At 62.2% G+C, this 12,440-nt stretch carries 11 protein-coding genes; 2 read left to right on the top strand and 9 right to left on the bottom strand.

All coding sequences use genetic code 11. The features are described 5' to 3' along the window. Nucleotides 1–23: 23 nt before the first annotated feature. Entirely contained in the window at nucleotides 24–962 is a 939-nt protein-coding gene (locus AC1RTQ_RS16575; protein WP_302092559.1) for a LysR family transcriptional regulator, read from the bottom strand. A gap of 53 nt (nucleotides 963–1,015) precedes the next feature. Here AC1RTQ_RS16575 and mnmA point away from each other — a divergent pair, with 53 nt between their 5' ends. Continuing rightward, nucleotides 1,016–2,137: a tRNA 2-thiouridine(34) synthase MnmA gene (gene mnmA / locus AC1RTQ_RS16570; protein ID WP_302092558.1), complete on the top strand. Its 1,122-nt coding sequence runs from the start codon at nucleotides 1,016–1,018 to the stop codon at nucleotides 2,135–2,137. 2 nt (nucleotides 2,138–2,139) lie between these two features. On the opposite strand, the gene AC1RTQ_RS16565 is transcribed toward mnmA, so the two are convergent. The 4 genes from AC1RTQ_RS16565 to AC1RTQ_RS16550 form a co-directional block, all read right to left on the bottom strand. Then, nucleotides 2,140–3,336 (bottom strand): transcriptional regulator, encoded by a 1,197-nt coding sequence (locus tag AC1RTQ_RS16565; protein ID WP_492877312.1) that lies wholly within the window; start codon nucleotides 3,334–3,336, stop codon nucleotides 2,140–2,142. 18 nt (nucleotides 3,337–3,354) lie between these two features. Then, a complete protein-coding gene (locus tag AC1RTQ_RS16560) occupies nucleotides 3,355–5,247 on the bottom strand; it encodes a sensor histidine kinase (RefSeq protein WP_492877310.1) in 1,893 nt (630 codons plus the stop codon). A 48-nt stretch (nucleotides 5,248–5,295) separates the two neighbouring features. After that, nucleotides 5,296–5,988, bottom strand: a complete 693-nt coding sequence (locus tag AC1RTQ_RS16555; RefSeq protein WP_034347946.1) for a LuxR C-terminal-related transcriptional regulator — start codon at nucleotides 5,986–5,988, stop codon at nucleotides 5,296–5,298. 61 nt (nucleotides 5,989–6,049) lie between these two features. Next, entirely contained in the window at nucleotides 6,050–6,268 is a 219-nt protein-coding gene (locus AC1RTQ_RS16550) for a hypothetical protein (RefSeq protein WP_492877308.1), read from the bottom strand. On the opposite strand from AC1RTQ_RS16550, the gene AC1RTQ_RS16545 reads away from it, so the two are divergent. Continuing rightward, a complete protein-coding gene (locus AC1RTQ_RS16545; RefSeq protein WP_492877307.1) occupies nucleotides 6,267–6,959 on the top strand; it encodes a TerC family protein in 693 nt (230 codons plus the stop codon). The genes AC1RTQ_RS16550 and AC1RTQ_RS16545 overlap by 2 nt on opposite strands. A gap of 73 nt (nucleotides 6,960–7,032) precedes the next feature. On the opposite strand, the gene AC1RTQ_RS16540 is transcribed toward AC1RTQ_RS16545, so the two are convergent. From AC1RTQ_RS16540 to AC1RTQ_RS16525, 4 genes are all read right to left on the bottom strand, one after another. After that, nucleotides 7,033–7,458 (bottom strand): barstar family protein, encoded by a 426-nt coding sequence (locus AC1RTQ_RS16540; protein ID WP_302092554.1) that lies wholly within the window; start codon nucleotides 7,456–7,458, stop codon nucleotides 7,033–7,035. A 142-nt stretch (nucleotides 7,459–7,600) separates the two neighbouring features. Further along, nucleotides 7,601–8,020: a guanyl-specific ribonuclease gene (locus AC1RTQ_RS16535; RefSeq protein ID WP_492877304.1), complete on the bottom strand. Its 420-nt coding sequence runs from the start codon at nucleotides 8,018–8,020 to the stop codon at nucleotides 7,601–7,603. Between the two features lie 213 nt (nucleotides 8,021–8,233). Then, nucleotides 8,234–9,724: a sodium/proline symporter PutP gene (gene putP / locus AC1RTQ_RS16530; protein ID WP_492877530.1), complete on the bottom strand. Its 1,491-nt coding sequence runs from the start codon at nucleotides 9,722–9,724 to the stop codon at nucleotides 8,234–8,236. A 160-nt stretch (nucleotides 9,725–9,884) separates the two neighbouring features. After that, a complete protein-coding gene (locus AC1RTQ_RS16525; RefSeq protein WP_492877302.1) occupies nucleotides 9,885–12,413 on the bottom strand; it encodes a penicillin-binding protein 1A in 2,529 nt (842 codons plus the stop codon). Between the last annotated feature and the right edge of the window lie 27 nt (nucleotides 12,414–12,440).

Genomic DNA, 12,440 nt, shown 5'->3' with positions numbered 1-12,440 from the left:
TCCTCTGCCCGGAAGACGGGGGCTCAATCCGTCAGCGATGCTCCCCGCCACACTCCTGAGCGCACCAGCTGCCTGGCGCAGTCCGTCAAGACAACGCGTGCCGCCAGGGCGGCGGGCGAGAGCTCGTCGTCCGACAGGCTGCACAGCGCGGCCTTGCGCCGCACCGAGTCATCGGCGATCTGTGACCACTGAAAACGCTCGGCCGCATCCCGGTACATGCCCACGGCCGACCAGGGCTGTACTGTGGCGCCCATGCCGGCATCGACTGCTTCCATCAGCAGGGTCAGCGAGTCGATCTCCATGGCCATCTGCGACTGGAAACCGGCGCTGGTGAACGAGGCCATGATGGAGCTGCGCAGGCCGTGGCTGCCCGAGGGCAGGATCAGAGGCACTTGCTGCAGCTGCTCCAGGCTGATGGGCACTTCATGCTGAATCTGCGGTGCCACCGGTTGCTGGCGTGACTGGATCAGAAACAGCTGCTCTTCCAGCAGCGGCATCACGCTCCAGCGCCGGGCGCTCTGCGTATCGAAAAGGATAGCCAGATCCAGCTGTCTGGCGTTGAGAAGACTTGTCAGATGCCCCGAGAGGGCGGACACCATGTGCAGCCTCACATCGGGGTAGCGCTCGCGCATGGCGCGCATCAGCGGCAGGCCCAGCACATTGGCAATCGTGGGCGACAGACCCATGCTGACGGCACCCGACAGCCGCGCTTGCTGGGCCGCGTGAATGGCCTGCTGGGCATGGCGCAGGGTCAGCTGGGCCTGGTGGAAAAAGGCCTGGCCGGCCTCGGTAGGAATCACGCCGCGCGGTGTGCGCTGCAGCAGCCGTGTCGAGAGTTCGGACTCCAGGCGGCTGATCTGCTGGCTCAGCGCCGACTGCACCATGTCCAGATCCAGCGCTGCCCGGCTCATGGAGCCCAGCTCAACAATTCGTACAAAGTAGCGCAGCTGGCGCAGTTCCATGGCAAATCCTCACGCTCGCAGCAGTTGACGGGCGCTGGGATAATCGCATACCTATGAGCAACAAGCAGCGTGTCGTGGTGGGTTTGTCTGGCGGTGTGGATTCCGCTGTCACCGCCTATCTTCTCAAAAAGCAGGGCCACGAGGTCGTCGGCATCTTCATGAAGAACTGGGAAGATGACGACGACAGCGAGTACTGCTCGTCGAATATCGACTTTGTCGATGCGGCGGCCGTGGCCGACGTGATCGGCATCGAGATCGAGCATGTGAACTTTGCCGCAGACTACAAGGACCGCGTGTTTGCCGAGTTCCTGCGCGAGTACCAGGCTGGTCGCACGCCCAACCCGGACGTGCTGTGCAATGCGGAGATCAAGTTCAAGGCCTTTCTGGACCACGCCATGCGCCTGGGAGCAGAAAAGATAGCCACCGGCCACTATGCACGTGTGCGCCAGAACCCCTCCACCGAGCTGTTCGAGCTGCTCAAGGGCCTGGATAACAGCAAGGACCAGAGCTATTTCCTGCACCGCCTGAACCAGGCCCAGCTGTCCAAGGCCATGTTCCCCGTGGGTGAGCTGCACAAGACCGAGGTGCGCCGCATTGCCGAAGAGATCGGCCTGCCCAACGCCAGGAAGAAGGACTCGACGGGCATCTGCTTCATCGGCGAGCGCCCGTTCCGCGACTTTCTGAACCGCTACATCAGCAAGGAGCCGGGTCTCATCCTGGACGACCGCAACCGCAAGCTGGGCAAGCATGTGGGCCTGTCCTTCTACACGCTGGGACAGCGCTCGGGTCTGGGCATTGGCGGCGTCAAGGAAAAGGGTGCCGCCCGTGGTGCTGGCGACCATGCGCCCTGGTTTGTAGCGCGCAAGGAAATGGACAAGAACATTCTGCGCGTGGTGCAGGGCCATGACCATCCGCTGCTGCTGTCGCATGCCTTGGTGGCCGACCAGATCAGCTGGGTGGCCGGCCATGCCCCGGCCGAGGGCAAGGCCTACGGCTCCAAGACCCGCTACCGTCAGCCCGATTCGCCCGCGCTGATTTCCCAGGCCACGGATGCCGGCTTCCGTCTGGACTTTCCCGAAGCGCAATGGGCGGTCACGCCGGGGCAGTCCGCCGTGCTCTATGACGGCGATGTCTGCCTGGGCGGTGGCATCATTGCGCAGGTCGACCCTGCGTAATCCTAGTAATCGCGGTTTTCATCAAACCACTGCTGGGCCTGCTCATCCGTCAGCTTCAGTGACAGCGCCGCAGGCAGTTGTGCCAGTTGCTGCACGGCCAGCCCCAGGTCTTCACGTTCGCTGGTTTCGATGCCCTTGACCGTGTTGAAGCGGGCGGCAAAGGCCGTCAGTGCAGCTTGCACATGACCAAGGCTGCTGGCTGTGCCGATTTCTTGCTCGGCCAGGTCGTAAGCCGCATGCGCAATCCTGGCACGGGCCGCGGGCCATCCCGCAAATGGCCGCCCATATTCTTTGGCCCACCATTCAGGCTTGCGCAACTGGCTGACGGATGTGTAGTCAGCCCAGGGCCGTGCCTTGGCACGGTCCTTGAGTTGCTGGCGCAGGCGTTTGCCAGCGGCCTCTTCCACGTTGTAGGCGATGAAGAAGTCCAGCTCCGGCCAGGTTTGCAGCGCAGGCAGTCCTGACAGATGGCGCATAAAACGCAGTGATAGCGCCTTGAGCTGCGTACATGATGAAAGCTGGTCCAGATCGCTGTGATTCCCCCACAGGGACAGCGAGCCCAGCTTCGAGAACTGCAACAGATTTTGCAGCGAAACAGCTTGTTTGCCCGCACCGTTGCGCAGCTCCAGCGTGCCGACCTGTTTCAGGCTGCCCATGTCGGGCAGCTGGAAGGCATCGTCGGCCGGGTTCTTGCTGGTGGCCGGGCTCAAACTCAGGCTTTCAGGCAGGCCTGAGGTGACGGTGATTTGCTCCAGATTGCCCTGCAGATGAAGGCGCATGCCCTGCTGCGGAAGTTTCAGGTGGATGTGGCCCTGATTGCCCGCTTGCAGATGAATGCTCAGATCGCGAATCTGTGACTGGCTGGCGTCGATATGCACATCCTGCTGCAACTGCGGGTGCCAGCTGAAGTTTTCGATAGGGCGCAGCTGCGCCCATGTGAAGAAGCCGCTGTCATTGCCCGTGTAGTAGAAGCTGCGCGGCCAGGGCGAGCCAGCGGGCGTGGCAAAGGGGTCAAAGCAGGACCAGAGCACGCAGGCGTCGACAGGCAGCCACAGGTCCGCTGTTTTCAACAGCTTTCTGGGGCCAAGGGTCAGGCTGCCCTGACCAGGGCTGGTTTTGAGTCTGTGCGGCGCGTCAGGCGTCAGCTCAAGGGTGAAGACGCCGTCTTCATGCGGTGTTCCGTCGATAAGCAGGGGCATGCAGAAAGCTTAGCGCAGTTACCAGATGCTCTGGGGAGACGGCACGGAGCTCTGTACTTCGGTGTGGCGTTGCACCTTGCCGAACAGTGGCAGGCTGGCCCGCAGCTCGGTGCAGCCGGGGCGGGACTGTATGACCAGAGTGCCTTGCAGGCGCTCCAGTCGCGCCAGCATGCTGCGCATGCCCACGCCCATGCTGTTGATCTGTGTGCTATCCAAATCAAAGCCTGTGCCGTTGTCCTCGATCTGCAGCTGCAACTCCCTGGAATCGGGCATCTCCAGCCGAACCTGGACTTGGCTGGCACGGCTGTGCTTGATGACATTGGTCAATGCCTCTTCCAGCACGCGGGTCAGCGTCAGGCACTGAATGGGGCTGGGCGCGTGAGTCCAGTATTCGGGCAGACACCACTTCACCTGAATGTCCAGCTCCTCGAACAGCCGTGCAAAGCGGTGGCGCAGCGGAGCAAGCCACTGCATGGGTGTCTCGGGAACCTGAATGGCGGTGCTGGTGCCGGTATCAATCATCTGACGCAGGTCATCACGCATGAGCTTGAGCATGGACAACACCTGGGCATTGGGCAAAGGGGCGCTGCTTTGCTCGACCAGGGCAATGGAGCGCACCAGGGAGCCGCCCAGACCGTCGTGCAGATCCTGGGAAATGCGCAGACGTTCCTGCAGGCGGGAGTGGCTCAGAGCCAGATGGTGTTCCCTCTCCAGGGTCTGGCTCAGGTCGTCGCAGGCCTGTGTGACGGTGAGGCTGAGTTCGTGGTTGAAGTGCTCGATGCGGCGCATATTCCACACGATCTGTCGCCCCAGCAACCACGCGATCACCAGCATGCTCAGCAAGGTGGTGTAGGGAGTCAGCGTCAGATTGTGATCCAGGGTCTTGGTCAGCAGCAGCAGATCGTGCACGCCGATGGCCAGGTAGAGCACGAAGCAGAGGCTGAAAACGATGTGGGCTGGCGTGCGTGTCTGCAGCGCTCGCAGTGGAAACAGCAGGCAGACTAAAGCGCAAAGACAGAACATCAGCAGCCAGACGGCCCGGCTCAGCGCTATCTGTGCATCGGGCACAGACAGTGCAAATACAGCGCTGAGGCTGCATATGCAGGCGAGCGTAAGCTCCAGGCGCATGAGGCGTAGTTCCGCAAAGCGCAGCGTAAAAATGCAGAAAGTGTAGGTAAAGGCAATGAAAACCAGCAGATTTCCCTTGGCAAAGGCCGGCGTGCTGCTGAAGGGCCAGGGATCGGTCATGACCATAAAGCAGAGCATCAGTGCCCAGCACATCAGATTGAGTGCGTACCAGCCATAGAGTTTTTGATTGCGGTTATGGAGCCAGGCAAACGAAAACAGCAGACATAGCACCAGGCTGACCGTGATGCAGACCATATAAATGGTGCGTAGGCTCCAGGTGGCCTGTGCCGTCCATTGCCTGAGCTCGGACGGATGGCCTATGCGCAGCCTCCCCAGGCCTGGCGTCTGGCTGCTGAGTCCGTGGACGCGCACCCAGATGCTGTTGCCCTGTTCCTTGAGCAGCGCCTTGGGCAGCAGCCAGTAGCGCGGCATATTCCAGCTGCGACTCAGCGGCTCCACCAGCGATTGATCGCGCCAGATCAGTTCTGAATTCACGAACACCTCGCCCGCCATCACGATATTGACGACGGCCAGCGCCACGGGCTGATCGCGCCCGCAGGGGCTCTCCCAATCGATGCGGTACCAGGCGGCACCGTCATAGCCGGGCCAGCGCTGACTCCAGTCATCCAGCCCCGGCACATCCACCCATTGCAGCAAGGCCGCATCGGGTGGAGGCCCCTCCGGCAGTGCCTTGGCCGATTGGCGGGCCACAATGCGCGGTTCACAGAGCAGGTCCTGAGGCCTGAGCTCCTGCGCCCAGGCCACGCCGCAACTCAAGCCCATGACGAGCGCAAATATCAGGCGGAGCAGGAGAGCCGACCGCTTGAACATTCAGCTCAGCAAACCGCGTGCCCGGGCCTCGCTGACCGCCTTGGTGCGCGAAGGCACGGCCAGCTTGCGGTAAATGTTTTTCACATGGCATTCCACGGTGTAGCGCGACAGAAAGAGCGACTCTGCGATCTCCCGGTTGGTCATGCCGTCTGCGACCAGCTTGAGGATCTGGATTTCGCGGGCGCTGAGTATGGCTTCAGGCGGCATCTCCTTGTGCGCTTCCGTGGGCTGGGAAGGCTGCAACTCGGCAATGATGCGCCGTGCAATGAAAGGGTCGATGGGGGCGCCACCACGCAGCACGCTGCGTATGGACAGGGTGACTTCCAGGTCGTCGCGCTCCTTGAGCACATAGCCGTTGGCCCCGGCACGCAGCGCCGACAGAATGGCGTCCTCGGTGCTCCAGGCGGAGATGACCAGAATGCCCATGCCGGGGTCGGCGGCGCGCAATTGGCTGATCAGCTCTATGCCGCTGCCGTCGGGCAAGCCCAGATCCACCAGTGCCATGGCGACCGGATGCTCCGCCAGCCGGGCACGTGCCTGCCCCAGGGTTGCAGCAAAGATGAGAGCATCATCCGCATATCCGAGGCCATGCAAAATGCTTTCCAGCCGATTGCGGATCAACGGCTCATCCTCCACCACGATCAACGGGCTGGGGAGAATGGACTCTGTAGGGAGGGAAAAAGTCTCTGCCATATTGTGTGAGGTGCCGCTGGTTTTCGTGTCCCACTGTTACCGAGATCAAGTCGCTTGGCTATCACTGAAAACTGGTAATTTGAGGGGTCTGCGGTGTCTGTCCCAAAGCGGAAGCGAACTCCGTGGCCTGCAATTCCCATGACGTCAGAAGCAATACGCCGACAGCGGCTCCAAGAGGCAGTTGGCTAAACTTCCCTGCATTGATCACGCCTGACTTTGCAATGCCGGGCGTCTGTCCGTTCAAGGTGCAACGGACAGAGAACTCAGGAATATTTTCCATGGATGCCATGTTCGGTGCCGATTTCTGGATCGGCTTGTTCAAGATCGTCTGGATCAACATCATTCTCTCGGGTGACAACGCGGTGGTCATTGCTCTGGCCGCACGTGGCCTGCCGCCGGAGCAGCAGAAAAAAGCGGTGCTGCTCGGCTCCGGTGCCGCCGTGGTGTTGCGTATTGCGCTGACGGTGGTGGCTGCCAAGCTGATGCAGCTGCCATTCGTCGAGGTGATCGGTGGCCTGCTGCTGCTGTGGATTGGCGTGGGCCTGCTCAAGGCAGAGGATGAAGAAGAGAGCTCCGGCAGTGTGGCCAGACAGGGCATGATGGCTGCCGTTCGCACCATTTTGCTCGCCGATCTGGTCATGAGTCTGGATAATGTGATTGCCGTGGCTGCGGCAGCGGGTGGCGATATGCTGCTGCTGATTCTGGGGCTGGCCATCAGCATTCCGCTGGTCATCTTTGGCTCCACGCTGATGATCAAGCTGATGGAGCGTTTTCCGGTCATCGTCACTCTGGGCGCGGCACTGATTGGCTGGGTGGCCGGCGAAACCATCACCAGCGACCATGTGCTCGAAGATTTTGTGCAGCTCAATCCCTGGGCGCATTACGCAGCGGCTGCCTGCGGCGCCGTGCTGGTGATTGCAATGGGCAAGTGGATGCAACTCAAGGCTGTCGCTCAGGGCCGCACTGCCTGAGCCTTTGTTCTGAAAGCAAAAATGCCCGCATTCAAGGCGGGCATTTTGTGTGGCGTGCGCCGCAGCAGCCGACCTATAGGAATGAGTAGAAGCAGCGGAAGGCAATCTTGCGCTCTGCCCAGAAGTCCGCAGTATCGCGGAACACGTCCAGCAACTGCTCGCGCACTTCCTTGTCGAACTTGGGAGTGGTCGGAATCTGGTCGAGCACCACCACAAAACCGGGTTGCGGGCCGGATTTGTTGATCGGGTCGGTCATGCAGTCATACAGCGCATCCCAGTTCTTGCCAAAGTGTGCCGGCAGGTAGAACTGGGTGGACAGCAGCTCGAAAACATCGGCCTTGGTCTGGGCATGGGCCAGATTGGCATAGAGGAAATGGGAGCCCAGCGCCTCTGCTGCTGCCTGAAGATCAGGTATGCGGAAGGCACGAATGGATTGCACGATGTTCGGGCGAACATTGCGCAACGGTGTTTCCGAGGGCTTACGAAGTGGCGTGTCCATCTCCGTGATTCTTTCTAAAAACATCAAAACTGGTGGCAGAGGCGGTACTGACAGCGCTGTAGGCTATCTGCGCAAACCGCCGCTGCGGAAATTAAGAGGACAAGAGCCGCTGTATGGCGGGCCTGCAGAGCGTCTTTGAATGTCATTGAACGATCTGCTGAAAGCTGTTGTAGTGGTCGCCTGTGTAGAAGCAGGCATCGGGCACCTGGGGCTGCAAGCCGCCGCAGACGATGCGCCGCGCACCCCGGTTTTTCGCGCCCGGCGTGCGCACCGTGTATTCACGGTAGTAGCCTCTGGCCTGGCGCGGAAGTATGCGCTCACGGTTGCCGAATACCGCGCCATCCTTGTCGCTGGAGAACGGACCGCCTTGGAGGATACGACCATAGGTGGTGCGGCCTTCGCGGGGCAGTTCGGCCAGGTTCACGGTCTCAAAGCCGGGAACGGTGGCACCGACTTCGGGCGCTTTTCGCGCCAAAGCCGCAGGGGATGCCAGCGCAAAAGCGGCACCCAGCATCAACGCTAAACCCGTCTGATATACCTTGGCTGCAGCGGCCTTGAGCATTCACTAAACCTTTCAGAATCTCAGGTAATGCCTGAAATTTCGACCCGTAAGTGTGACGGATAGGCCTCGAAAATGCAAGTTGCGCCTATTTTTTGTGCAGTTGCCGGGGCGGCTGCCTGGGCTCCTTGGGCATCCTCGTGCTGGCTGTCTCGGCCACAAAAAAAGCCCTGCCGGCATGGCCGGGCAGGGCCTTGGCGCAGCCGCCCAAGCTGCTTATTCGCCGTGGGCAGCGATTTCCGCCTCCACCTCGCGGTGCTTGGCCGTGATCGTGGCCGAAGGCGCTTTGTCCAGTAGGCTGACCACTATGATTGCGATAGCGGAGAACGTAAACCCGGGAACGATTTCATAGAGCTTGAACCACTGGTAGTGCTGCCAGACCAGAACCGTGACCGCGCCCACGACCATGCCGGCCAGCGCGCCGTTGCGCGTCATGCGGCCCCACAGCAGCGAGATCAGCACCAGCGGGCCGAAGGCGGCACCAAAACCGGCCCAGGCATTGCTGACCATGCCCAGCACCTTGGCCTTGGGGTCCTGGGCAATCAGGATGGCGATCACGGCAATAGCAAACACCATGGCGCGGCCGAACCAGACCAGCTGCTTCTGGCTGGCGCTCCTGTGCAGAAAGGTCTTGTAGATATCTTGCGTGAGGGCGCTGGAGCAGACCAGCAACTGGCAGGACAGAGTACTCATCACGGCAGCCAGCACGGCAGCCAGCAGCACGCCGCTGATCCAGGGGTTGAACAGCAGCTTGGCGACTTCCAGGAACACGAGTTCATGGTTGCCGTTGACGTTTGTCGCAAGATCGGGGCGGCTGGCAAAGAAGGCAATGCCGAAGAAGCCCACGGCCACGGCGCCGCCCAGGCACAGCACCATCCAGGTCATGCCGATGCGGCGCGCGTTGGGAATGGTCTTGATCGACTCGGCGGCCATGAAGCGCACCAGAATGTGAGGCTGGCCGAAGTAGCCCAGACCCCAGGCCAGCAAAGAGATGATGGCAATCGAGCCCTGGCCCTTGAACATGTCGAAGGCGCCGCTGCGGGCGGTTTCGATGATGGCCGCGCTGGCACCCACGCCGCCGTCGGCATAGATCACCATCAGGGGCGCCATGACCAGCGCGGTGATCATCAGCGAGGCCTGAATCGTGTCGGTCCAGCTCACGGCCAGAAAGCCGCCTATGAACACATAGGCCATGGTGGCCACGGCTCCCACCCATAGCGCGGTCTGGTAGTCCATGCCGAACATGGACTCGAACAGACGGGCACCAGCGACCACGCCGGAGGCGCAGTAGACGGTGAAGAACACCAGGATCACCAGTGCCGTGACGATGCGCAGCAGGCTGCTGCCATCCTCGAAGCGGTTGGTGAAGTAATCGGGCAATGTCAGCGCATTGCCCACCTTCTCGGTATAGACGCGCAGGCGTGCCGCGACAAAGCGCCAGTTGAGCCAGGCACCCACGCACAGGCCGATGGCAATCCACGAGGCCGACAGGCCCGTGGCAAACACCGCCCCGGGCAGGCCCATGAGCAGCCAGCCGCTCATGTCCGATGCCCCGGCCGACAGGGCCGTGACCACCGAGCCCAGACTGCGCCCGCCCAGAATGTAGTCGGACAGGTTGGACGTGGCTTTGTACCCCGCCCAGCCTATGAGCAGCATGCCCAGCAGGTAGATGGCAAAGGTGACGATGGTTGGCGTATTGGCGGTCATGTCGGCTCCGGGTCGGCGCAGCGCTATCGGCATGTGGGTTTCATGCCCGGCGAAAACAAATCCGCCAGCGGCCTCCTGGTGGGAGACCTGCTGGCGGGTGTCGGTGCGCAATTGGACCAGTTATTCGACAGCCCAGTGGGGCATGTGGCTGAAAACTGCGCTACTGGCTGTCCTGCGGCGCATTCAGTGGTGCCGCTGGCGGCAGCGGTGTGCCTATATCGCTCCAGCTTGAGGGCGCGGGGGCTTTGCTCGGTGCAGGCCCTGGCACCATCTCGCCGGGAGCCAGTCCAGGGCTGCTATCCAGATCGGGTGGCTGGACGCTGCTGCCGGCTGGCGCGGGTTGGCCCATGGCCGAAGGCGGCGCTGCGGGCGTGCTCTCCATGATGTCGACCTCGCTGCCATTGCTCCTGTTGGGTGCTGTATGAGCGGGAGCTGCCGGCGTTGTGCGATCGGGATCGCTGCCCCCAGCTGCGGGCCCGCTCCATTCCTGAAGCTTGTCGCGCAGGCGGCCCACCATATCGCTCCACCAGTGGCTGGTGTTGGGCTCGGTGAACCGGGCCTTTGCATTGAGCAGCGGGCTGCGCAGGGCGCGCGACATGAAGTCGCCCACCATGGGCAGGGCGCTGCGTGAACCCTGGCCCCACTGGTCGCTCCTGAGCGTGATGCGCGCATCGTTGAAGCCGGCCCAGGCACCGGCCACGATCTGCGGGTGCATGAGGAGGAACCAGCCGTCGGCATTGCCCTGGGTGGTGCCGGTCTTGCCGGCCACATCGGCTCGAATGCCGTATTGCTTGCGAATGGCGCGGCCCGTGCCCTTGTCGATCACGGCGCGCATCATCTCCAGCAGACCGTAGTTCTCTTCCTCGTCCCAGACCTGATCGGGCTTGGGCGGGATGAATTCGGCCAGCAGCTCGCCGTCGGCATTCTCGATACGGGTGACCAGCTGGGGCGGAATATAGCGGCCCGAGTTGGCAATGCTGCCGTAGGCGTTGACCATCTCCAGCAGCGTGACGGGGCTGGAGCCCAGCGCCAGCGAAGGCACGGGCTCCAGCGGGCTCTGGCGCACGCCCAGACCGCGGGCCAGCTTGATGACGCGGTCCATGCCCACTTCCTGGCCCAGCTCGGCGGTGATGGTGTTCTTGGAATAGGCCAGCGCATCGGTCAGCGTGATGGGCATGCCCGTGGGGGCCACGGCATCGCTGGGACGCCAGACCTCGCCGCCGGGCAGCTTGATCTCCACTTCCTCATCCTTGCGCGTGTCGCTTGGCTTGGCACCTTGTTGCAGGGCCGCGCCATACACAAAGGGCTTGAAGGTCGATCCGGGCTGGCGACGCGCCTGCGCCACATGGTCAAACGCATCCTGGGCATAGTCGCGGCTGCCCACCCAGGCCAGTACGGCCGAGGTGCGCGGGTCTATGGCCAGAAAGCCGGCCTGCACGCGGGTCTTGTCCTCGCGCAGCTGCCTCATGAAGGCCTTGTCGGCCAGCAGCTTCTTGAGCGCTTCTTCTTCGCTGATATCGGAAGGCTTGCCACTTCTGGCGAGCTTGCGAAAGGCCTCCGTCTCGCGCACCAGCTGCAGCACCAGGGCGTTGTCGGCGCTCCAGCCGTCGCGGTGGCTCCAGTTGCTGTTGGCAATGCCCTGCAGCGTTTGCATCTGGCGGTTCACGGCCTGCTGCGCCCAGTTCTGCAGGCGCGAGTCCAGCGTGGTGCGCACGATCAGGCCGTCCGTATAGATGTTGTAGTCGTTCTTGTCAGCCCAGGCGATCAGCCATTTGCGCAGTTGCTGGGAAAAATGCGGCGCCATGCCCGTGGGCTCCTCCTGGCGCTCGAAGTCCAGACGCATGGGGCGTTTCTTGAGGCGCTCGAACTCTTCGTCCTTGAGCTCGCCGCGCTTGACCATCTGGCTCAGCACGGTGTTGCGCCGGGCAATGGCGCGGTCGGGGTTGATCACCGGGTTGTAATAGGCATTGCCCTTGAGCATGCCCACCAGCGTGGCGCTTTCCAGCACCGTGAGCTTGGCCGCCGGCTTGTCGAAATAGGTGCGCGCCGCCATCTCTATGCCATAGGCGTTGTAGAGAAAGGGCACGGTGTTCAGATAGGTTTCGAGAATCTCGTCCTTGGTGTAGAGCGCCTCGATCTTGAAGGCCGTGATCGCCTCCTTGAGCTTGCGGTTCACATTGCGGGCGCGGCCGATTTCCGTGGGATAGAGATTGCGCGCCAGCTGCTGGGTGATGGTGGAGCCGCCCTGGGGATTGCCGCCCAGCGTATGGATGGCCGAACCCACGGTGCGCGTCAAGTCCATGCCATGGTGCTCGTAGAAGCGGTGGTCTTCGGTGGCCACGAGGGCCTTGACCACGGCAGGCGCAATCTGCTCCAGCGGCACCCACTGGCGGTTGCTGCGCTTGAACTCGCCGATCAGCTTGCCGTCAGCACTCAGGATCTGCGCAGGCTGCTCGAGCTTGGCCTTGCGGATGTCGCTGATGCTGGGCGTGAATGGAATCAGCAGCAGCACATAGACGACAAACAGTGCCGGCAAGGCCGCGGCAAACCACAGCCATTCACGCCGCGTCGGCCAGCGACGCCACCAGGGCAGGGCCGCAATGCGCTGGCCGGCAGTGCTGGCACGAGCGCGCGTCCACGCAGCCGTGGCCTGAGCCACCCATTTTTCTTTCAATTCGTTCAAGGACAAACGCACGTTGCAAGGCAGCCCGCCAAG

It is taken from the genome of Comamonas sp. GW821-FHT11H03 (genome assembly GCF_058807955.1).
This window is presented reverse-complemented; position numbering and strand designations above follow the sequence as displayed.